The sequence below is a fragment of the Amycolatopsis sp. GM8 genome, assembly GCF_021653975.1.
GTDB lineage: Bacteria > Actinomycetota > Actinomycetes > Mycobacteriales > Pseudonocardiaceae > Amycolatopsis_E.
Genome location: NZ_JAJKFK010000005.1, coordinates 575,350 through 595,947, shown reverse-complemented (window position 1 = coordinate 595,947; position 20,598 = coordinate 575,350). Strand labels below are relative to the sequence as shown.

At 68.6% G+C, this 20,598-nt stretch carries 19 protein-coding genes and 1 pseudogene; 14 read left to right on the top strand and 6 right to left on the bottom strand.

Annotation, left to right across the window (positions count from 1 at the left end; all coding sequences use genetic code 11):
- Positions 1 to 505: 505 nt before the first annotated feature.
- Together LOZ83_RS26300 and LOZ83_RS26295 are read right to left on the bottom strand one after the other, a co-directional pair.
- Entirely contained in the window at positions 506 to 1,543 is a 1,038-nt protein-coding gene (locus tag LOZ83_RS26300) for an MBL fold metallo-hydrolase (protein ID WP_236794333.1), read from the bottom strand.
- 85 nt (positions 1,544 to 1,628) lie between these two features.
- Positions 1,629 to 2,255: an LURP-one-related/scramblase family protein gene (locus LOZ83_RS26295; protein WP_236794332.1), complete on the bottom strand. Its 627-nt coding sequence runs from the start codon at positions 2,253 to 2,255 to the stop codon at positions 1,629 to 1,631.
- A 135-nt stretch (positions 2,256 to 2,390) separates the two neighbouring features.
- Between LOZ83_RS26295 and LOZ83_RS26290 the strand changes: the two genes are divergently transcribed.
- The 4 genes from LOZ83_RS26290 to LOZ83_RS26275 are packed head-to-tail and all read left to right on the top strand — an operon-like array spanning position 2,391 to position 6,751.
- The gene (locus LOZ83_RS26290) at positions 2,391 to 3,416 is read left to right on the top strand and encodes a methionine synthase (RefSeq protein ID WP_236794331.1); all 1,026 of its coding nucleotides are present in this window, start codon (positions 2,391 to 2,393) and stop codon (positions 3,414 to 3,416) included.
- A gap of 10 nt (positions 3,417 to 3,426) precedes the next feature.
- Positions 3,427 to 4,098, top strand: a complete 672-nt coding sequence (locus LOZ83_RS26285) for a hypothetical protein (protein WP_236794330.1) — start codon at positions 3,427 to 3,429, stop codon at positions 4,096 to 4,098.
- Positions 4,099 to 4,134: 36 nt separating this feature from the next.
- Positions 4,135 to 6,264: an NAD-dependent DNA ligase LigA gene (gene ligA, locus LOZ83_RS26280; RefSeq protein ID WP_236794329.1), complete on the top strand. Its 2,130-nt coding sequence runs from the start codon at positions 4,135 to 4,137 to the stop codon at positions 6,262 to 6,264.
- Positions 6,257 to 6,751 carry a GNAT family N-acetyltransferase gene (locus tag LOZ83_RS26275; RefSeq protein ID WP_236794328.1) on the top strand — a complete coding sequence of 165 codons (495 nt, stop codon included), beginning with the start codon at positions 6,257 to 6,259 and terminating at the stop codon, positions 6,749 to 6,751. The genes ligA and LOZ83_RS26275 overlap by 8 nt, the downstream gene beginning before the upstream one ends.
- Positions 6,752 to 6,806: 55 nt before the next feature.
- Here the strand turns inward: LOZ83_RS26275 and LOZ83_RS26270 are convergent, their stop codons facing one another.
- Both LOZ83_RS26270 and LOZ83_RS26265 read right to left on the bottom strand, forming a co-directional pair.
- Entirely contained in the window at positions 6,807 to 7,160 is a 354-nt protein-coding gene (locus LOZ83_RS26270; protein WP_236794327.1) for a hypothetical protein, read from the bottom strand.
- Between the two features lie 631 nt (positions 7,161 to 7,791).
- Positions 7,792 to 8,379 (bottom strand): TetR/AcrR family transcriptional regulator, encoded by a 588-nt coding sequence (locus LOZ83_RS26265; RefSeq protein WP_236794326.1) that lies wholly within the window; start codon positions 8,377 to 8,379, stop codon positions 7,792 to 7,794.
- A gap of 198 nt (positions 8,380 to 8,577) precedes the next feature.
- Here LOZ83_RS26265 and LOZ83_RS26260 point away from each other — a divergent pair, with 198 nt between their 5' ends.
- The 4 genes and pseudogenes from LOZ83_RS26260 to LOZ83_RS40860 all read left to right on the top strand — a co-directional run.
- Positions 8,578 to 9,030, top strand: coding sequence for a (2Fe-2S)-binding protein (locus LOZ83_RS26260; RefSeq protein ID WP_236794325.1), 453 nt, complete (start codon positions 8,578 to 8,580; stop codon positions 9,028 to 9,030).
- Complete coding sequence (locus tag LOZ83_RS26255; protein ID WP_236794324.1) at positions 9,017 to 9,976, top strand: xanthine dehydrogenase family protein subunit M; 960 nt, start codon at positions 9,017 to 9,019, stop codon at positions 9,974 to 9,976. The genes LOZ83_RS26260 and LOZ83_RS26255 overlap by 14 nt, the downstream gene beginning before the upstream one ends.
- Positions 9,976 to 12,147: a xanthine dehydrogenase family protein molybdopterin-binding subunit gene (locus LOZ83_RS26250; RefSeq protein ID WP_236794323.1), complete on the top strand. Its 2,172-nt coding sequence runs from the start codon at positions 9,976 to 9,978 to the stop codon at positions 12,145 to 12,147. The genes LOZ83_RS26255 and LOZ83_RS26250 overlap by 1 nt, the downstream gene beginning before the upstream one ends.
- Positions 12,148 to 12,204: 57 nt before the next feature.
- Positions 12,205 to 12,285 (top strand): annotated as a pseudogene (locus tag LOZ83_RS40860) (nucleotidyltransferase domain-containing protein); the annotation flags it as partial.
- A gap of 88 nt (positions 12,286 to 12,373) precedes the next feature.
- Here LOZ83_RS40860 and LOZ83_RS26245 read toward each other — a convergent pair.
- Positions 12,374 to 13,027, bottom strand: coding sequence for an amino acid-binding protein (locus LOZ83_RS26245; RefSeq protein WP_236794322.1), 654 nt, complete (start codon positions 13,025 to 13,027; stop codon positions 12,374 to 12,376).
- A gap of 218 nt (positions 13,028 to 13,245) precedes the next feature.
- Here LOZ83_RS26245 and gatC point away from each other — a divergent pair, with 218 nt between their 5' ends.
- From gatC to LOZ83_RS26225, 4 genes are read left to right on the top strand one after another with little or no spacing between them, the layout of a single operon-like run.
- Positions 13,246 to 13,545: an Asp-tRNA(Asn)/Glu-tRNA(Gln) amidotransferase subunit GatC gene (gatC, locus tag LOZ83_RS26240; RefSeq protein ID WP_236794321.1), complete on the top strand. Its 300-nt coding sequence runs from the start codon at positions 13,246 to 13,248 to the stop codon at positions 13,543 to 13,545.
- The gene (gene gatA, locus LOZ83_RS26235; protein ID WP_236794320.1) at positions 13,542 to 15,047 is read left to right on the top strand and encodes an Asp-tRNA(Asn)/Glu-tRNA(Gln) amidotransferase subunit GatA; all 1,506 of its coding nucleotides are present in this window, start codon (positions 13,542 to 13,544) and stop codon (positions 15,045 to 15,047) included. Before gatC ends, gatA begins: the two co-directional genes overlap by 4 nt.
- On the top strand, positions 15,044 to 16,549 hold the full coding sequence (gene gatB / locus LOZ83_RS26230) for an Asp-tRNA(Asn)/Glu-tRNA(Gln) amidotransferase subunit GatB (protein WP_236794319.1): 1,506 nt from the start codon (positions 15,044 to 15,046) through the stop codon (positions 16,547 to 16,549). The genes gatA and gatB overlap by 4 nt, the downstream gene beginning before the upstream one ends.
- A gap of 1 nt (position 16,550) precedes the next feature.
- Positions 16,551 to 17,066, top strand: coding sequence for a hypothetical protein (locus tag LOZ83_RS26225; protein ID WP_236794318.1), 516 nt, complete (start codon positions 16,551 to 16,553; stop codon positions 17,064 to 17,066).
- A 645-nt stretch (positions 17,067 to 17,711) separates the two neighbouring features.
- Here the strand turns inward: LOZ83_RS26225 and LOZ83_RS26220 are convergent.
- Positions 17,712 to 18,905, bottom strand: coding sequence for a sorbosone dehydrogenase family protein (locus LOZ83_RS26220; RefSeq protein WP_236794317.1), 1,194 nt, complete (start codon positions 18,903 to 18,905; stop codon positions 17,712 to 17,714).
- A gap of 62 nt (positions 18,906 to 18,967) precedes the next feature.
- On the opposite strand from LOZ83_RS26220, the gene LOZ83_RS26215 reads away from it, so the two are divergent.
- Together LOZ83_RS26215 and LOZ83_RS26210 are read left to right on the top strand one after the other, a co-directional pair.
- Positions 18,968 to 19,882 (top strand): 2-hydroxyacid dehydrogenase, encoded by a 915-nt coding sequence (locus LOZ83_RS26215; RefSeq protein ID WP_236794316.1) that lies wholly within the window; start codon positions 18,968 to 18,970, stop codon positions 19,880 to 19,882.
- Positions 19,883 to 19,931: 49 nt separating this feature from the next.
- Positions 19,932 to 20,582 carry a DoxX family protein gene (locus LOZ83_RS26210; RefSeq protein WP_236794315.1) on the top strand — a complete coding sequence of 217 codons (651 nt, stop codon included), beginning with the start codon at positions 19,932 to 19,934 and terminating at the stop codon, positions 20,580 to 20,582.
- The last annotated feature ends 16 nt before the right edge of the window (positions 20,583 to 20,598 follow it).

Below are 20,598 nucleotides of genomic sequence, written 5' to 3'. Positions count from 1 at the left end.
GGACCGCCTTCACCACCTCGGCCTTCAATTCCGGCGAATACCTTCTCTGTCTCCTGGCCATAAAAACTCCTCCGGATCCTCCACCAGCCTACTTGGAAGACATGTCCGGAAACCTCGGAGCACCTCACTTTCCAGCCTTGACAAACCCGTCTTCCCGCGAACACTAAAAGATCGGGGCGGGGGAGGGCCTACGCTGGGATGAGGGCGCTTTGCGCCCGGTCTGCGTGGTGGTGAGCCGAAAGATCAAAGGACAAAAGACAAAAGATCAAAAGATGCCTCGCCGGCGGGCTGGCTCCGGGATGAGGGGGCCCAGGGGATCTCACCTTTTCGAGGTGGTTGAGTTGGGTGGTCATCCCGTCGCCTGCGGTTTCGAGTATCACTTTTCCTCAGAGCCGCAAGCTTTGTGTTCTCTGCTGCACGCCGGGTACGGATGTTGCGGCCCTGACGAAAAGTGATCGTTCCTGTTTCAGGCGACGGGATGACCACCCAACTCGAGCCGTGGGCTTTACGCCGCGGCGTAGTGCCTGACGCCGTCCACTTCGGACATCTTCAGTTTCCCTTGGTATGCCAGCAAGTCCAGGTGTGCCTTGGTTTCGGTCACCGCGAGCATCTGGTTGAAGGGGTCCATCTCGGCGAGTTTCCGTTGGTGCCGCGTCCAGGTCAGCTTTGACGCCGCCTCATATGCCGTCGAGGCGCCTTCGGACAGTGCTCGCGCCGAGCGTTCCAGGCGATCCTCGTGGTGGGCGAGGAGTTCATCGATCCGGGCGTGCACGCTGGGCGACACGAGACCGTGCGCGGGCAGCATCCGGCGGTCGGGCATGCCGCGCACCAGGCGTAGTGAGTCCAGGAAATCACGCAGCGGCAGCTCGGTCGCGCCCGGTTGGAAGCCGATCGAGGGCGTGATGCGCGGCAGGACATGGTCACCGGTGAACATGAGGCCCGCCGCCCCGTCGTCGAAGACCACGTGCCCGGCAGTGTGCCCCGGAGTGTGCACGATATCGAGAGCACGGCTCCCCAGAACCGTGCGCCGGCCCGGGGTGAGCCACTCGTCCGGCAACTCCCAGACGCTCGTCTCGGGCTGTTCGCCGGCGAAGAAGTTCCGCAACTCCACGAGCAACGGTTCGGCACCCGACTGGGTCAGCAGGTCCAGCTGCGTGGTGGCCGGGCCGCGGTTGGTGTCCATGGTGAGCTCGAGCGAAGTCCGCTCCAGCTCACCCAAGGCGACCCGGTTGCCGAACTCCCGCCGCAGCGCCACGGCCTGCGTGTAGTGATCGCGGTGCACGTGGGTGACCAGGAACTGGCTGATGTCCCCGAGTTCGGCGCCGATCCCCTTCAGCGCGGCCTGCAGCAGGTCACGCGCCTCGTCGAGGGCCCAGCCGGAGTCGATCATGACGAGCTCGGTGCCATCGGTGATCGCGTAGACGTTGACCGCGCGCAGGCCGTCGTTCGGCAGCGGCAGCGGGATCCGGTAGACACCGGGCGCTACGTCGTAGATCCCCGGCTCGGTCCACGACCGTGTTGCGTCCTCGGCAAGTGGTTCCACGCGAACTCATCGTCCTTCCATCCCTGAGTATTCACTTTGAAACGCTAAGGGATGGATTGTCCACAGCATGCTGTTGAGACGCCGCTCACGTATCGTGCTGGTCCTGCTTCAGCGCGGTGTCGACGGTCAGCGCGGCGGCGACGACCATGCTGGCGAGCGGGTCGGACAGGTGCTCGTAGACCTCGACCACGTAGTTGTCCGCGGTGGTGAACGTCTCCTTCAGCATCCCGGCGAAGGTTTTCGTGACGCGGGCGACCTCCCGGCCGGCCGCGCCGGTGATCGAGAAGTCCCACGCACGCCAGTTCTCCGCCCGCAGCTGGCCGACCGGCTGCCCGCCGGCGGTGAACGAGAACCGGATCTTGCCGAATACGTTCTCCTGGGCGATCTCGCCGATCGGGCTGCCGTCGGCACGAGTCACCAGAAACCGCGACCGGACCATTTTCGCCGGTCTTGTCACTTTCAGCACGACACTTCCGCCCGCGTCGCGAACTTCGAAAATATGGGTGAGAAACTGGTCGTAATTCGTGAACAGCCGGATCGCTTTCCGCAAGCGGCTCTGCCCGACCTCGACCACCGCGCCGAGCGGCTGCCCGTTCTGGTCGAAGACACCGAATTCCGTGGCTGTCTCGACCAGCTTGGCCTTCTGGTTCACCACCAGGATCGGCTCGGTGAACAGCGTGCCGCCGCCGGCCCGCCGTGAATCACTCGTCATGTGCCCGAAGCGTAGCCAGGGAAATCGCGACGCGGGAGCATCAAGGCGAATTGCGGAGGAATGTCGGAATTGTTTAGCGGGCGGCTGGCCGGGGTGCGTGCAGCGGCGCGCCGGACCACCGGCCACAATGACCTGGTGAGCGAACGAGCCTGGCCAGCCGGTGCCGCGACCGGTATCGGCTCCATGCCGGGGACGGACGTGGCCGAGGCGGCCGCGATCGTCTTCGGTGAACTGCCCGAGTTCCCGCACCTGCCCGAGCTGCCCGCCCGCGGCGTCGGCGCGGACCTGCTCGGCCGGTCCGCGGGGTTGCTGGTCGACCTCGCCGTCGAGGTGGTGCCCAGCGGCTATCGCGTCGCGGCGCACCCCGGCAGCGACCACCGCCGCGCGGTCGACCTGCTGCGGTGGGACCTCGACGCAGTGGAAGAGGTGGCTGCCGGCGCGAAGGTGATCAAGACGCAGCTGGCCGGGCCGTGGACGCTGGCCGCGGGCATCGAGCTGCCGCGCGGACATCGCGTGCTCACCGACCGCGGCGCCGTTCGCGAGTTCACCGAGTCGATGCTCGAAGGCCTCGCGACGCATGTCGCCGAGCTCAAGGCCCGCACCGGCGCCGAGGTCGTCGTCCAGTTCGACGAGCCGACGCTGCCGGACGTGCTCGCCGGGTCTCTGTCGACGCCGTCCGGCTACGGCATGGTCTCCGCCGTCGAAGAGCCGGAGGCCCGCGACCTGCTGGCGGGAGTGCTCGAACGCGCCGCGAAGATCACCGGCCAGCCGGTCGTCGTGCACTGCTGCGCGCCCCGCCCGCCGGTCGGTCTCCTGCGTTCGGCCGGCGCCGGCGCGCTCGCACTCGACGCGACGTTGCTCGACGGCTCGCCCGCGAAGCTCCTCGACGAGCTCGGCGAGGCCTGGGACAGCGGCGTGCACCTGTTCCTCGGTCTCGTCCCGGCCCTCGCCCCCGCGAGACCCCCGACGCTGCGCGAACTGGCCACGCCGGCGCTGCGCCTGACCGACCGCCTCGGCTTCAACCGGTCCATCCTCGCCGAACGCGCCGTGCCCACCCCGACGTGCGGTTTCGCCGGTGCCCGGGCGGATTGGCTCCGCCGCGCGCTGGCCTTGGCGCGCGATCTGGGCAAAGCGTTCGTGGAGCCACCGGAAGGCTGGTAGACACACACGAATGCGATGGTTCCGCCGCACCAAGGAAGAAGACGTCCCCGACCCGCGCACGCCGTGGCCTGAGCAGCCCGTGCCCGAGGACCCGGTCGCGGCGGCGGAGGAGTTCTGGCGCACCTGGTTCGACCTGCTGCCCGCGATCAACGCGGCGCTCGGTGACCGCGAGCCGCAACGCGTCGAGCACGAGCTGTCCATGGCCGTCGCCGCGCTCCACCCGGATCTGCATTACTCGCTCGAACGTGGCCAGCGCGCGATCTATGCGCTCGTCCTGAGCGCGCAGGAGGATCCCGCGCTCCGGCCGTACACGGACGCCTGGCGGGCCGCCGCGCCCGAGGAGGACGCGATCTGGGAGTACCACGATTCGGTGCCGCCGGTGCCCGACCCGTCCGGCGTGACGGTCAACCTGGGCGAGCACCGGATCGCACTGGGCGAGTTCCGGGTCGCCGCCGAGGTGGTGGACGGGACGGTCGACGTGGAGGTGTATCACCCCAAGCTCGCCGAGCTGGACGAAGCGGCCCGCTCGGCGCTGACGTTCCTGCCGCTCGACGCCACACTCGGCGAGCGGTTGGCAGGCGAACGGTTACGGAGAGTAGAAGCCGTCGAGGCCGAGCCCGTGGACTCGATGTCGCTGGTCGAATTGCGTGAGCTGGTGCGGGGCCTCGCCGAGGTGAAGTAGCGAATCTGTCGGGGGTACTGACTAGGCTAACGGGCTGTGAGTGAAGTGCCAGCGGTCGAGGAAGTCGCCGAAGTCCCGGACGTGCCCGCCGACGTGCGGGAGCGGTACGGCGAGCTCGCGGAGGAGGTCCGCGGCCACCAGTTCCGCTACTACGTGCTGGACTCGCCGACGATCTCCGACGGCCAGTTCGACGACCTGCTGCACCGGCTCGAGGCGATGGAGGCCGACTACCCGTCGCTGCTCACGCCCGACTCCCCGACACAGAACGTGGGCGGCACGTTCTCCACGGAGTTCGCCGCGTACGACCATCTCGAGCGCATGCTCAGCCTGGACAACGTGTTCGACACCGAGGAGCTGCGGGCCTGGTTCGAACGCGTCGAGCGGGAGGTCGGGTCCACCCAGTACCTGGCAGAGCTGAAGATCGACGGCCTTGCCATCAACCTGCTCTACGAACAGGGCCGGCTCACCCGCGCGCTCACCCGCGGGGACGGGCGCACGGGCGAGGACGTCACGCTGAACGTCCGGACGCTCGACCAGGTCCCGGAACAGCTCACCGGCACCAGCGAGTTCCCGGTGCCCGCGCTCGTCGAGGTGCGCGGTGAGGTGTTCTTCCGGGTCGAGGACTTCCTGGACCTCAACGCGAAACTCGTCGAGGCGGGCAAGCCGCCGTTCGCCAACCCGCGCAACACCGCGGCGGGATCGTTGCGGCAGAAGGATCCGCGGGTCACCCGCAGCCGCCGGCTGCGGCTGATCTGCCACGGCCTCGGCAAGCGCGAGGGCTTCGAGCCCGACCGCCAGTCGCATGCCTACGAGGCGCTGAAGGCGTGGGGGCTGCCGGTTTCCACGCACACCTTGGTGTTCCACACCGCCGACGAGGTGTTCGGGCACATCGCGTACTGGGGCGAGCACCGGCACGACGCCGAGCACGAGATCGACGGCATCGTGATCAAGGTCGACCAGGTGTCGCTGCAGCGCAGGCTCGGCACCACGTCGCGCGCGCCGCGCTGGGCGATCGCGTACAAGTACGCGCCGGAAGAGGCGATCACGAAGCTGCTCGACATCCAGGTGAACGTCGGGCGCACCGGACGCGTCACGCCGTTCGCGGTGATGGAGCCCGTGAAGGTGGCCGGATCCACGGTCGCCATGGCCACGCTGCACAACGCCGAAGAGGTCAAGCGCAAGGGGGTGCTGATCGGCGACCGGGTGGTGATCCGCAAGGCCGGCGACGTGATCCCCGAGGTGCTGGGCCCGGTCGTGGACGCCCGCACGGGTGACGAGCGCGAGTTCGTGATGCCGACCCGCTGTCCCGAGTGCAATACCCTGCTGGCGCACCAGAAGGAGGGCGACGTCGACATCCGCTGCCCGAACGCGCGGTCGTGTCCCGCGCAGCTTCGGGAGCGGTTGTTCCACCTCGCGGGGCGCGGCGGGTTCGACATCGAGGTGCTCGGCTACGAGGCGGCCACCGCGCTGCTGGAGTCAGGAGTGGTCGTCGACGAGGGCGACATCTTCGATCTGGACGAGGAAAAGCTCGAGCAGGTGGAGCTGTTCCGCACCAAGGCGGGGGAGCTGTCCGCCAACGCGCGCAAGCTGCTGGCGAACCTGGACACCGCCAAGGACCGTCCACTGTGGAAGGTCCTGGTGGGCCTGTCGATCCGGCACGTGGGGCCGACGGCGGCGCAGGCGCTCGCGCGGGAGTTCGGTTCGCTGGACACGATCGAGGCCGCGACCGAGGAGGAACTGGCCGATGTGGACGGTGTCGGGCCGACCATCGCGGCGGCGGTCATCGAGTGGTTCGCGGTGGACTGGCATCGCGAGGTCGTGGACAAATGGCGCCGGGCCGGGGTGCGGATGGAGGAGGAGCGGGACGAGTCGATCCCGCGCAACCTCGAAGGCCTGTCGATCGTTGTGACGGGCTCGCTGACCGCGTTCTCGCGTGACGAGGCCAAAGAGGCCATCATGTCGCGGGGCGGCAAGGCCGCGGGCTCGGTGTCGAAGAAGACCGCGTTCGTGGTGGTCGGCGACGCCCCAGGCACGAAGTACGACAAAGCGGTGCAGCTGAAGGTCCCCGTGCTCGACGAAAGTGGCTTCCAGGTCCTGCTGGACCAGGGCTCCGAGGCGGCGGCGGAGGTGGCCCTGCCGACGGAAGAGGAGGAGCCCGGTGAGTGAGATCGTCGTGCGCCCCGCGCTGCCGGAGGAGTTCCCGGCGATCGGGGCGCTGACGGTGGCGGCGTATCAGGCGGACGGCCTGCTGGCCGGAGACCCCGAGTACGTGCACAAACTGTCCGACGCGGCCCGTCGCGCCGAGCACGCCGAACTGCTGGTGGCGTCGAACCCGGCCGGCGAACTGCTCGGCTCGGTCACGGTTGTCCGTGCCGGCACGGCGTTCGCGGAGATCTCGCGTGCGGACGAGCTGGAGTTCCGGATGCTCTCGACCGCCCCGTCCGCACGCGGCCGGGGTATCGGCGGAATCCTGACCCACGCGGTACTCGACCGCGCCCGGCAACTGGGTTTGCGGCGCGTGGTGCTGTCCAGCCTCGACGCCATGAAGACCGCGCACCGCCTGTACGAGCGACTGGGCTTCGTCCGGTTACCGGAGCGGGACTGGCAGCCTGTGCCCGGCTTGTGGCTTCGCGCCTACGAAATCGAGGTATGAGCGGATTCGCTTGCCGTGGATATTCACCGCGGCAAGCGAATCCGTGTTACCGCGATTACCTGGTATCCATTGCCCGGCGCTGACTCGCCATGCGGAAATAGCCGGCCAGGGCGGCGGCGGTCAGGGTGAATCCGGCGACTCGCAGCACCACTGACACGGTGAGCAAAATGCCGATCACCGTCACCGCTACCACCAGCAGCAGGATCGCGGTCCGCCAGAGCTGCGACGAATCACCGGTGACCCACTTGGCAAAACGCCAGAACGGCGTGTCCGGCAGCCTGTGACGATCGGGCGCCGGTGGCTGGCGGCAGGCCGGTGGCTGCACGATGACCAGCACCGATGGCGACAGTCGCATGTCCGGTGCCGGGTCGGCACCGGCGTCGAGCAGCTCGTCCAGGCCCACCTCCACGGGGCTGGGCTTACCGGCCTTCCCACGTGTCGTAACCCGGTCAGGCGATGGTTTCCCTGGCCCACGAGCAGGCTCCCGCTGTAGTCTTCTCAAGTTCGTAGCTGTCCTTTCCTTGCAGGGGTTGGATATACGGACTCCGGCGGCTCCCTGTGCACAGCAGGGGGCCGCCTTTTGGTGCGGCGCAGAGCGCCACGCCGCGTCCGCATCCACATCTTGGCAAACCGCCGGCGCTCGAAGCGCCCTTACGGATCAGTAGCTTTTTCTTGTCTGTGACCGGTAGTCGATCACCGTTGAACGGTGTTCGCCTCGTGTCTCCAAGGGAATTCGGCGATCATCATTCGAACGAGTGACAAGTGCGGTCGAATTCTCGAAATCGACTGTTGAAAACCCCGTTTCGGCAGCCTGCACGCGGCCGAATCCACTCCAACGGGTGACCAATGGTCGACGGCGGCACGCAGGACCGCTACGAAGCGACGCCCCCCGGACGGCATTGCACCTGCACCTGCACGTGCCTCCGATCGTGCAAGGGGCGCTCACGCCGTTCGTCGAATATCCGTGACCATTCGTCGTGACGACATACCCCAGCAGGTGATATGTCCCGCCGTACCGCCCCTCGGGTGGGCGAGTTGGCTCAACTGTGAGTAGAGGTGCAGCCGTCCGCGCACATGCCTCGCCACAGCAGGTCGATGAGGCTCGAGGTCTGGTCCCGCCAGTCGTCCGCGTCGAGGTAGAACAGGCCGCCCAGGCCGCGCATGACTGTTTCCGGGGCCAGATCGGCGCGAACCGTGCCCGCCTCGACGTTGGCCTTCACCAGCATGGCGACCGCGCTGAGCACGGCATCGAGGGCGCTCCGCGGCATTTCCACGCGTGACGCCGTCGCCGCGCCCAGGGCCTTGGCCAGGCCGCGCTTCGTCATCATGTGATGCGCCAGGTGATCGGTCGTCCACCGCCGGAAGGCCTCCGCCGGAGCGTGCTTAGCCAGCAGCTTCGGCACCACCTCGACGAGATGCCGCACTTCCCGTTCGTACACGGCCAGAATGAGCGCTTCGGCGGTGGGGAAATGCCGGTACACCGTGCCGACCCCCACCCCCGCCTTCTTCGCGATGGCGTTGAACGAGACCTCGCCCGACGAGGTCAGTGCCTCCGTGGCCACCGCGAGGATGCGCTCGTGATTACGCCGGGTGTCGGCACGCCGAGGACTCACCGATCCCGTCGTCATCATTCCTCCCGGTTGCCCGATCGTTGACCCCTGCTTGCCCCTGGAGTCGCTCCAGGGTGCGAAGCGGATTGTAATCCGCTAGCGTGGACCGTGCGATGGAGCGGATGAACATCCGGTTCGCCTCGGCGGCGGGCCCTGCTTCGCTTCAGTACAGCCTATGCCTTCACCACCACAAAAAATCTGGCGGAAGAGATCCAGTTGGACATCTCACTCGAAGTGAACGGGAAGACGGCACACCTGAGTGTCGATCCCGGTGTGACGCTCCTGGACGCGTTGCGGGAACGCCTCGACATCACCGGCCCGAAGAAGGGCTGCGACCGCGGCCAGTGCGGCGCCTGCACCGTCCATGTCGACGGCAAGCCGGTGCTTTCCTGCCTGACCCTGGCCGCCACCGTGAAACAGCAGGTCACCACGGTGGAAGGACTGTCCACCGACGACGGTCTGGCCCCGGTCCAGCGGGCGTTCGTCGAAGCCGACGCCCTGCAGTGCGGGTTCTGCACGCCCGGGCAGATCATGTCCGCGGTGGCCGCGGTTCGCGACGGCGTCGAGGACGTCCGCGAATTCATGTCGGGCAACATCTGCCGCTGCTCGGCGTATCCGAACATCATCGCGGCGGTCGAGCAGGCGAGGCAGGCCGATGCGTCCGTTTGAGCTCACGGCACCCGCGACCGTCGAAGACGCGCTCGCCTCGCCCGGCACGTTCCTGGCCGGCGGGACCACCGTCGTCGACCTGATGAAGCTCAATGTCCTGACGCCGCACCAGGTTGTGGACATCAACGAGCTGCCGTTGCGCGGCGTCGACACCAGCGACGGCCTCCGGATCGGCGCGCTGGAGCGGATGAGCGCCGTCGCCGCGCACCCCGGCGTGTACCCGGCGATCTCCCGCGCGCTGCTGCTCAGCGCCTCCCAGCAGCTGCGCAACATGGCCAGCATCGGCGGGAACCTGTTGCAGCGCACCCGATGCACCTATTTCCGCGATGTCGCCATGCCGTGCAACAAGCGGCAGCCGGGCAGTGGCTGCGCCGCGATCTCCGGGGCCAACAGGATGCACGCCGTGCTGGGCACGAGCGACAAGTGCGTGGCGACGCACGCCAGTGACCTGGCTGTCGCACTGGTCGCGCTCGACGCGGAGGTCCGGCTGGCCGGCAGCACCGGAAGCCGTACCGTCCGGCTGGCCGATTTCTACCGCGTGCCGGGCGAAACGCCCGAGGTGGAGAACGACCTGCGGCCGGGCGAACTGATCACCGAGGTCGTGGTGCCGCGGCTGGACTGGGCGTCGCGTTCCACCTATGTCAAGGTGCGGGACCGGCAGTCCTACGAGTTCGCGCTGTGTTCCGCCGCGGTCGCGCTGGACATCCAGGACTCGCACGTCGTCGACACCCGGATCGCGGTCGGCGGCGTCGCGACGATGCCGTGGCGGCTACCCGCGGTCGAGGAGGCCCTGCGTGGCGCGCCCGCGACCCTCGAGTCCTTCGAAGCCGCCGCTTCCGTGGCGGGCGAAGGCGCCCGGCCGTTGGCCGCCAACGGTTACAAAGTCTCGTTGCTGAAGCGGACCATCGTCCGCGCACTGCTCGAACTGACCGAGGGGAGCCGCTGATGACGAGCCGGTTGGACGGGCCGCTGAAGGTCACCGGCCGGGCCCAGTACGGGCTGGACCACAACTTTCCCGGCATGGCCTACGGATATGTCGTGGTCAGCACGATCGCGCACGGCGAGATCGCGGCCATGAACGTCGCGGCGGCCGTGAGCGCTCCGGGCGTGCTCGGCGTGTACTCGCCGTTCGACCCGCTGGAGCTGCGCACGCCGAGCTCGCCGATGCTCGGCGACACCTGGGTTCCCTTACAGGACAAGGAAGTCACGTACTACGGCCAGCCGATCGGCTTCGTGGTGGCGGAGACCTTCGAGCAGGCCCGGGACGCGGCCGCGCTCATCGAGGTCACCTACCACGAGCGGCCGGCGCGGACGTCGCTGGAGGACGGGCTCGACGACGCCATCGAAGCGGCGCCGATCACCGGCCACGAACCGCCGTTCATCGAGGTACTGGCGGACGGTGTCGAGTCCATTGAGGACGCACTCGCGGCGAGCCCGGTCGTCGTCCAGGCGACCTACCGTACCGCGGGTCAGAACCACGCCGCGATGGAACCGCATTCCGCCGTCGCGGTATGGGAATCAGGCGTCCTGACTGTCTACAGTGGAAACCAGGGTGCCTTCCTGCAGGCCGCGGAACTGGCCGGTGCGCTGGACCTCGACCCGTCGTCGGTGCGCGCGATCAACCCGTTCGTCGGCGGCGCGTTCGGCGGCAAGGGTCGCACGTCCGTCCCGGCGTTCCTCGCGGCGGCAACGGCACGGGCGCTCGGCCGTCCGGTCAAGGCGGCGCTCACCCGCGAACAGGTCTTCACCGCGACCGCGGGCCGCGCGGCCACGGTGCAGAAGATCTCACTCGGCGCCGAGCCCGACGGTTCACTGATCGCGCTGCGCCACGACTCGTGGTGCAGCACCGACGTGGACCGCTCGTTCGTCGAGCCGACCTCACACGGCACGTCGCGTGAGTGGTACGCCACGCAGAACCTGGCGATCAGCCAGAAGATCGTGCCGTTGAACGTCCCGCCGACCACGTTCATGCGGGCGCCGGGCGAGGCGCCGGGCTCGTTCGCGCTGGAGAGCGCGATGGACGAGCTGGCGGTCGCGCTGAACATGGACCCGATCGAACTGCGCCTGCGCAACAACTCGACCGCGCCGCCCGGCAGGGACCTGCAGTGGTCGAGCAAGCATCTCGACGAGTGCTTCCGCATCGGCGCGACCCGCTTCGGCTGGGCGAACCGCTCGCCGCAGGGCCACACCGACGGCGATTGGCTGGTGGGCCACGGCGTCGCGACCGCGGTGTTCCCCGCGCTGCGGTTCCCGGCGACCGTCGAGGTGACGCTGCGGGCGGACGAGACGGCCGTGGTCGCGACCAGTGGTGCGGACCCGGGCACCGGCCTGCTGACGGTGCTTTCCCTGGTGGGCGCCGAATCGCTGGACATCTCGCCGGACGCGATCACACCGCGGCTGGGGGATTCGGCGCTGCCGCCGGGTGGCATGTCCGGGGGCTCCACGGCGACCGCGAGCGCCAGCACGGCCATCATGATCGCGGCGGCCACGGTGATCGACGACCTGCTCGCGGCGGCTTCGGCCCCGGGCGCGCCGTTCGAAGGCGAGGACGTCACGTACGCGGACGGTCAGGTGCTGGGCGGCGGCCGGTCGATGCGCTTCGGCGAGGTGCTCCGCGCGCTGGGTCGTGAATCGTTGTCCGCGCAGGGTTCTTCGGCGCCCGGCGAAGAAATGACCAAGCACTCGTTCGCCTCGTGGGGCGCGCAGTTCTGCGAGGTCCGGGTGCACAAGTGGACGCGGGAGACGCGCGTGTCGCGCCTGCTCGGGGTGTTCGACGCGGGCCGGATCATCAACGACAAGACGGCGCGCAGCCAGATCAGCGGCGGGATGATCTGGGGTGTGTCGGCGGCGCTGCACGAGGCGCTGGAGATCGAGCCGAACGGCCGCCCGGCGAACGCCGATTTCGCGGGCTATCTGGTCCCGGTCAACGCGGACATCCCCGATATCGACGTCCACTTCGTCGAATACCCGGACACGCTGCACAACGCCATCGGCGCGCGCGGCCTGGGGGAGATCGGCACCGTCGGCCTGGCCGCGGCGGTCGCGAACGCGGTCTACAACGCCACCGGCATCCGGGTCCGCCACATCCCCATCGTCATCGAAGACCTCCTCGACTAGCGGCGGGGCCCGCAGGTACTGCCACCAGCAGTGCTTGCGGGCCCCCGGATTTCTCCGATGGTCTGCGCTTCACGCCTGTTCGGGTCGGTGGCGCGGGGTGACGCCGACCCTGCGAGCGATATCGACATCCTGGTCGACCTCGAGCCCGAGGGTGGCAATCCACTCATCAGCATCGTGGCCACTCGCCGGCGCGATCCGCGACCACCTGCGAGCCGCGGGCGGGTAGTCAGCCGTCCAGGACGACGGCCACGATGCCGGCGAAATGCGCCAGCCGGGCCACTTCCGCGGCGCGGAACATCGGGCCACCGGGGCGCCCCACCAGCAGCGCCTTCCCCGGTTTCCCGAGCGGCGTCGCGGCCAGTTCCGTGCCCAGCTCCTGCCACGTCTCCGGCACCCAGTCGTCCTCGCCGTCCAGCACCGTGGCGCGTTCGAGCGGCAGCCACGGCAGGTGCGTGATCGGCACCTCCGGCGCGGCGCTCGACGAAGCCAGCCGCTGGAGGCCGTCTTCCGTGGCGGCCACCACGATCGACCAGCCCGCCCGGATGATCCGTGGCACACCTTCGACCAGGATCTCCAGCCCCGACGCCGGCTGACCCGCGATCTCCTCCACGAGTTCCAGCTCGCGATGCGTGTCGAGCACGCCCGCGTACGGCCGGACCGCGTCGACCTCGACGCCGGGAATGCTTTCCGCCGCGGTGATCAGCGCATCCGGCAGCCGACCGGACGGCAGCTCGATCACCAGGTCGTCGATCGCGACGCCGCCGGTGCGCTCGACCACGTCGACGCTGAGGATGTCCGCCCCGATGGTGCCCAGCGCCGTGGCGACCGCCCCGAGGGTCCCTGGCGAGTCCGGGAGCTGAACCCGGATCAGGAAGGACAACGCGAACCCCTCTCGCGAGTGTGCGCTTCCGCCTTGCCCGGAAGCGCATGCCGGCCGCTGATTGTGACAGACCCAGCGTCCCACCGGGAGTCGCTGTCCGCGTTCCGAGACCGATCCGGTGGCAACCTGTGCATAACCCAGTCGAGCCGGTCGGGCCGCTCGCCATAGACTTGCGGAAACGAAAGCTCATTGATCAGCACAACCCGGGAGAAGCCCGCGTGCCCAACATTTCCCGTGCCGAGGTCGCGCATCTCGCCAAGCTCGCACACCTGGCGGTGACCGACGAAGAACTCGACGTCTTCGCAGGTCAGCTGGACCAGATCCTGGACTCGGTGGCCAAGGTCGGCGAGGTCGCGGGCGAGGACATCCCGCCCACCTCGCACGCCGTGCCGCTGACCAACGTCTTCCGTGAGGACGTCACGCAGCCGGGGCTGACACAGCAGCAGGCGCTGTCGGGCGCGCCGGCCGCGGAAGAGGGCCGGTTCCGGGTGCCGCGGATCCTGGGGGAGGAACAGTGAGCGAGTTAACACGATTCACGGCCGCCGAGCTGGCCGAAAAGATCCACGGCCGCGAGGTGTCCTCGGTCGAGGTCACGCAGGCGCACCTGGACCGCATCGGGCAGGTCGACGACTTCGTGCACGCGTTCCTGCACGTGGACGCCGACGGTGCGCTCGCCGCGGCGAAGGCGGTCGACGACGCGATCGGCGAAGGCGCCGCGCCGGCGTCCCCGCTCGCCGGTGTGCCGCTCGCGCTCAAGGACGTGCTGACCACCAAGGACAGCCCGACCACCTGCGGGTCGAAGACGCTAGAGGGCTGGATCCCGCCGTACGACGCGACCGTCACCCGGCGGCTGCGCGAGGCCGGCCTGCCGATCCTCGGCAAGACCAACATGGACGAGTTCGCGATGGGCTCGTCCACCGAGAACTCGGCGTACGGCCCGACCCACAACCCGTGGGACCACGCGCGCATCCCCGGCGGTTCAGGTGGCGGCTCGTCCGCTTCGATCACCGCGTTCGAGGCGCCGCTCGCGATCGGCACCGACACCGGGGGCTCGATCCGCCAGCCGGGCGCGGTCACCGGCACCGTCGGCGTGAAGCCCACGTACGGCGGGGTTTCGCGGTACGGGCTCGTCGCGTTCTCGTCGTCGCTCGACCAGGCCGGCCCGTGCGCGCGCACGGTGCTCGACGCCGCGCTGCTGCACGAAGTGATCGCCGGGCACGACCCGATGGACTCGACCTCGATCGACGCACCGGTGCCGCCGGTCGTCGCGGCCGCCCGCGAGGGCCGGCGCGGGGACCTCAAGGGCGTCAAGGTCGGCGTGGTCACCGAGCTCTCCGGCGACGGCTACCAGGGCGGCGTGCTGCGCTCGTTCGAGGGCGCGGTCGCGCAGCTGCGTGAGCTGGGCGCCGAGGTCGTCGAGGTGTCCTGCCCGCACTTCGTCTACGCGCTGCCCGCTTACTACCTGATCGCGCCGAGCGAGGCGTCGTCGAACCTCGCCCGGTTCGACGCGATGCGCTACGGCCTGCGCGTGGCCGACGATGGTGCGCACAGCGCCGACGAGGTCATGGCGCTGACCCGCGAGGCGGGTTTCGGCCCGGAGGTCAAGCGCCGCATCATGCTCGGCACGTACGCGCTGTCGTCCGGCTACTACGACGCCTACTACGGCTCGGCGCAGAAGGTGCGCACGCTCATCACGCGCGACTTCGACGCCGCCTTCGAGAAGGTCGACGTGCTGGTCTCGCCGACGACGCCGACCACGGCGTTCAAGATCGGCGAGCGTGTCGACGACCCGATGGCGATGTACCTCTCGGACATCTGCTCGATCCCGTCGAACCTGGCCGGCAACGCGGCCATGAGCGTCCCGAGTGGACTGTCCGATGAGGACGGTCTGCCGGTGGGCCTGCAGATCATGGCGCCGGCGCTGGCCGACGACCGGCTCTACCGGGTCGGCGCGGCCTACGAGCTGGCGCGCGGAGAAATCCTGGACCGTCTTCCGGAGCTGAAGGGGGTGTCGGCGTGACTGCGGTCGCCGACCTGATGGACTACGCCGAGGTCATCGAGCGGTTCGACCCGGTGCTGGGGCTCGAGGTGCACACCGAGCTCAACACGAAGACGAAGATGTTCTGCAGCACGCCGAACGTATTCGGCGGCGAGCCGAACACGCACGTCTGCCCGACGTGTCTCGGCCTGCCGGGCGCGCTGCCGGTGCTCAACGGCAAGGCCGTGGAGTCCGCGATCCGGATCGGGCTCGCGCTCAATTGCGAGATCGCGGAATGGTGCCGGTTCGCGCGGAAGAACTACTTCTACCCGGACATGCCGAAGAACTTCCAGACCTCGCAGTACGACGAGCCGATCGCGTTCAACGGTTACCTCGACGTGACGCTGGACGACGGCGAGGTCGTGCGGGTCGAGATCGAGCGCGCGCACATGGAAGAGGACACCGGCAAGTCGCTGCACGTGGGCGGCGCGACCGGTCGTATCCACGGGGCGGATTACTCGCTGCTGGACTACAACCGGGCCGGCGTGCCGCTGATCGAGATCGTCACGAAACCGATAGTCGGAACGGGCGACAGAGCTCCCATGGTCGCGCGCGCGTATGTCAACACGCTGCGGGATCTGTTGCGGGCGCTGGATGTTTCCGACGTCCGGATGGACCAGGGCTCGCTGCGCTGCGACGCGAACGTGTCGCTGATGGAGAAGGGCGCGGCGCAGTTCGGGACTCGTACGGAGACGAAGAACGTCAACTCGCTGCGCAGCGTCGAGCGGGCCGTGCGGTACGAGATGACGCGGCAGGCGGCGGTGCTCGCCGGCGGTGGCACGGTCATCCAGGAGACGCGGCACTTCCAGGAGGCCGACGGTACGACTTCTTCGGGGCGTATCAAGGAAACCGCGGAGGACTACCGGTACTTCCCGGAGCCCGACCTGGTGCCGATCGCGCCCTCGCGGGAGTGGGTCGAGCAGTTGCGGACGACGTTGCCCGAGAAGCCCGCGGACCGCAGAAAGCGCATTCAGACCGAGTGGGACCTGACCGCCGAAGAGCTGCGGGACCTGTTCAACGCGGGCGCGGTCGAGCTGGTCGAGGCGACCGTCGAAGCCGGTGCGAAGCCGGACGAGGCGCGCGGCTGGTGGGTCAACTTCCTTGCGCAGGAAGCGAATTCGCGTGAAGTCGAGCTGGCCGAGCTGCCGATCACCCCGGCGCAGGTCGCGCGGGTGACGGTGCTGGTGGCGTCCGGCGAGCTGACCAACAAGCTCGCGCGCGAGGTCGTGAAGGGCGTGCTGGCCGGGGAAGGCGAGCCGGACGAGGTCGTGGAGAAGCGGGGCCTGAAGGTCGTCTCGGACGATTCGGCTCTGCTGGCCGCGGTGGACGAGGCATTGGCCGCGCAGCCGGACATCGCCGACAAGATCCGGGGCGGGAAGGTCCAGGCCGCGGGTGCGATCGTCGGCGCGGTGATGAAGGCGACCAAGGGCCAGGCCGATGCGAAGCGGGTGCGGGAGCTGATCATCGAGCGGGTGGGCGCCTGAGTTGCCGCGCGAGGCTCCGGCGGCGGGTTACTCGCTGACCCGGGTTTCGTGGCAGGAGTGGGTTGCCCTCGGTGCGGGTATTGTTGCCGTGGGCGCCCTTTTCCTGCCGTGGACCAATCTCACGGCGACCAGGCAAGATGTCGAAGACGCGCTGAACTCGCTACCGTCGAGTGAGGTCGCCCGGGATGCCTTCACCACCGGATTCTTGGCATGGTCTGGACCAGTGGTGTTGTTGCTTGCCGGGGTCGCGGTTGTCCTCCTCGGGCAGCGTCCCGCCCTGCGCCGCAGCGGTTTGCCGCACCTGTGGCTGATGGCCGTCGCGGTAGCTTTGGTGCTGATGCTGCTGGCGTGGCTCGGGATCAGCTGGCAGTTTTCGGCGGACGTGCGAGATTTCCTCAGCCAGGAAGCAGGCGTCGCGTTTTATGGCGGCGTAGGCCGATATCTGGCGCTGCTGTGCGGGGTGGTTTCCCTTGTGGCGGCGATAGTGGACGTACGGGCGGCGCGGCGGCGGGCGTAAAGCCCAGGGGCCGAGTTGGGTGGTCATCCCGTCGCCTGAAAAGGGCACGATCACTTTTCGTCAGGGCCGCAACCTTCCTGCCCGGCTTGCGGCCGAGAACACAAAGCTTGCGGCTCTGAGGAAAAGTGATATTCGAAAACCGCAGGCGACGGGATGACCACCCAACTCAACCACCCACTCAAGGTGAGATCCCTTGGGGTCAGTCATCCTGGAGCCTGCCCGTCCGGCGAGGACATCTTTTTCTTTTCCCTCGCGCTCCGCGCGAGGGTCGCCCGGCGCTTCGCGCCGGGTTGGAGGTAGCGGCCCACCCTGATCGCCGAGTGTCTAACGGTTGGCACGTCGTATCAAGGGCGCCTTCGGCGTCGCTTCGCGATGACCGCTGGCGCGGTCACCCTTGACACGACGCACCAACCGCTAGGGCGGCTTTCTATCGGGGTTGGGGGAGGTGTGGGTGGGCTGGGTTGGTGGTCGCGTTTCGGTGCCAGGTTCCTGGCCCCGGCGTGTTTGCCCGTGGTGCGCTCGTGTTTGCTGGCTATGCGGGCGTGTTTGCCCGTGGTGTCGGTGAGTTGGCCGTCCGCGCGGCTGAGTTTGCTCGCTACGTCAGTGAGTTGGCCGTTCGCGCGGGGTGGGGCGGCTGGAGAGTGGTCAGTCCTTGCCGTTGCCGCCGCCGGAGCTGGGGTGTAGTTGGATGATGACGACCCGGTCATCGCTCGAAACTGGTTGGCCGCCGTCCTTGTTCACGGTGCCGACGAACGCGTATTGGGTGTCCAGCGGGTCCATCCCACCGTACCGCCCATAGCCCGTCCCGTTTTTACCATCCATGATCGCCTTCGGCTGGCCGCCGACCGAACCATCCAGGGTGATCGGGACCTGCTGCACGTTCCCCGCCACCGAGGTGCCGATCATCAACGACTCACCACTGTCGGCGCAGCCCGCGAGACCCGGCTTGTCCGGCCACGTCCACGCCGGCGCCACCAGCGAAGTGCCCCCGGCCACCCGGTACACCAAGTCTGCCGTGTCCCCATGGTCAGTCACCCAAATCCGACCGCCATCCGCGGACTTGCACAGGCCGCCCGGCGAACGCAGGCCGGTGGCGAAGACACGCGAACCGGGCGTCGGGTTGCCGGCGGCGGCGTTGCCCGCGGTGTCGATCCGCAGGACCTTCCCCGCCAGCGAGTTCGGATCCGCACCGGCCGAAGGGTTACCCGCATCACCCGTGGCCACGAGCAGCGCACCCTTGCCATCCGTCAACAGTGCACCGCGATTACCCGCGGCGCCCTTCGGAATGCCTGTCAGGATCGGCTTCGCCTGCTGGCCCTTCGTGAAACGCACCACCCGGTTGTCCGTCGGCGTCGTGATGTAGGCGAAGACCAGCTGATCTTCACTGTAAGTCGGCGACAGCGCGAGCCCGGTCAGACCACCATCACCGGTGGCGTCGACGTTCAGCTTGATCAGGTCCGCCGCCGGCGAACCACTTTCGACCTGCACGACCCGGCCGCTCTTGCGCTCGCCCGCCAGCGCGGCCGGCCCCGAGTCGGTGCTGGGCAGGGCCGCGACGGCGGAAACGGTGTCGAGACAGGTGGCGATGACCGCCTTGTCGAAGTCCGTGCACCCCTGCGGCGGTGGGATCGGCGTCGGTGCCGCGTTGGGTCGCGGCGTGTCGGAACCCGAATTGCCGTCGATCTCCGGCAACTGCGGCTGCGGACCGGCCGGCGCGCTCAACTCGGGCGCAGGCTCGAACGTCTGCCCCGCGGCCCGATCATCGAAGCTCGCGCAGCCTGCCAGCACGACGCCGCAAGCCGCGACCAGCCACGGAGACCGTCCCCACCGAATGCGCATAGACCTCCAGCCTAGGTGGGCGTCCGTGAGCCACCCGTGAGTCCCCGGGATACGGTCCAATCATGACCGTCACGGTGCTGGTCCCAGGCGACGACGGAGTGCGGGCGCTCGCCGGGATCCCCGAAGTCGAAACGGTGCGGTACACGCCCGGCGAACCGCTGCCATCCGAGGCCGACAAGGCCGAGGTCCTCATCCCCGGCCCGACCCCGGCCGAGAGCCGCGCACGGCTGCTGGCGCGGCTGCCCAACCTGAAGCTCATCCAGCTGCTGTCCGCCGGAGCCGAGGACTGGACGGGCGTGCTGCCCGACGGCGTCCTGCTGTCCACCTGCCGCGGCGCGCACGGCGGCAGTACGGCCGAATGGGTGGTCGCGGTGCTCCTTTCGATGCATCGCGAGCTGGACTCGTTCGCCGCGGAGCAAACCGCCGGACGGTGGACCCGCCGTGGCACCGACACGTTGCAGGGCAAGCGAGTGCTGATCGTCGGGGCGGGCGACCTCGGCAACCAGCTGCGCCGCAGGCTGGAACCGTTCGACGCGATCGTGACGATGGTCGGCATGCGCGCCCGCGACGACATCCACTCCGTCGACGAGCTGCCCGAACTGCTCGCCGACCACGAGGTCGTGGTGCTGATGGTGCCGCTGACATCCCGCACCCGCGGCATGGTCGACACCGATTTCCTGGCCCGCATGGCGGACGGTGCCGTACTCGTCAATGCCGCGCGTGGTGCGATTGTGCACACCAAGGCGTTGCTGGCCGAATTGAACGCTGGTCGCCTCCGCGCGGCACTAGACGTGACCGAGCCCGAGCCGCTACCCGCCGGTCATCCATTGTGGACAGCACCCAACCTGGTGCTGACGCCACATATCGCGGGCACGGTCCGTGACGCGCAGAGCCGTTCGTACGCCGTCGCGGCGGCGGAAATCGCGCGGTACGCGGGTGGCGAACTGCCCCGAAATCTGGTGCACGGCGAATATTGAGCGCGGAAACGGTTCACTCGAACGGGTGTTGTGCTCTACTCTGCGCGGCGTGACAAGCGAAAGTGAAGACTACGGTCGGCGCACCACGTACAAGGATTCCGGCGATTCCGGCTATTTCACCGCCGCCGGTTCCGACACCACGCTGTCCGAACCCGAAGATCGTCTCGGTGGATACGAGGAAGACCGGTTACCGCAGTGGCACGGCGGCCTGAGTTTCGGTCTGCTCGTGCTGAGACTGGTGCTCGGTGGCACGCTGGGTGTCCACGGGGTGCAGAAGGTGTTCGGCATCTGGGGCGGCCCGGGAATCGGCGAGTTCTCGCGGATCCTCGGCGACCAGGGCTACACCAGCCAGCTCACCGTGCTGTCGTGGCTCGGCGGTGTCACCGAGATCGCCGGCGGCGTGTTGCTGATCTTCGGGCTGTTCACCCCGGTCGCCGCGGCCGCGCTGCTCGCGGTCGTCGCGAACGCCGTTTACCTCAAGTACCAGGCGGGTTCGGGGTACTTCCTCGGCAACGGCGACGGGTACGAGTTCCACGTGGTGCTCGGCGGGATCGCACTGGCGCTGTTGTTCACCGGCCCCGGCGGGGTCTCGATCGACACCAACACGCCGTGGCGCCGCCGGCCCGTGTGGTTCGGCGTCGTCGGCCTGGTGCTCGCGGCGGCCGTCGTCGTCGCCCTCACGTACTTCTTCCGCCGCTGACCACGTCCGGCGCGGT

Excerpts from the sequence above, each read along its gene's own strand:
- LOZ83_RS26220 (WP_236794317.1), bottom strand. The coding sequence starts at position 18,905 with ATGCGCATTCGGTGGGGACGGTCTCCGTGGCTGGTCGCGGCTTGCGGC.
- LOZ83_RS26215 (WP_236794316.1), top strand. The coding sequence starts at position 18,968 with ATGACCGTCACGGTGCTGGTCCCAGGCGACGACGGAGTGCGGGCGCTC.
- LOZ83_RS26255 (WP_236794324.1), top strand. The coding sequence starts at position 9,017 with ATGCGTCCGTTTGAGCTCACGGCACCCGCGACCGTCGAAGACGCGCTC.
- LOZ83_RS26295 (WP_236794332.1), bottom strand. The coding sequence starts at position 2,255 with ATGACGAGTGATTCACGGCGGGCCGGCGGCGGCACGCTGTTCACCGAG.
- LOZ83_RS26265 (WP_236794326.1), bottom strand. The coding sequence starts at position 8,379 with ATGACGACGGGATCGGTGAGTCCTCGGCGTGCCGACACCCGGCGTAAT.
- LOZ83_RS26250 (WP_236794323.1), top strand. The coding sequence starts at position 9,976 with ATGACGAGCCGGTTGGACGGGCCGCTGAAGGTCACCGGCCGGGCCCAG.
- LOZ83_RS26285 (WP_236794330.1), top strand. The coding sequence starts at position 3,427 with ATGCGATGGTTCCGCCGCACCAAGGAAGAAGACGTCCCCGACCCGCGC.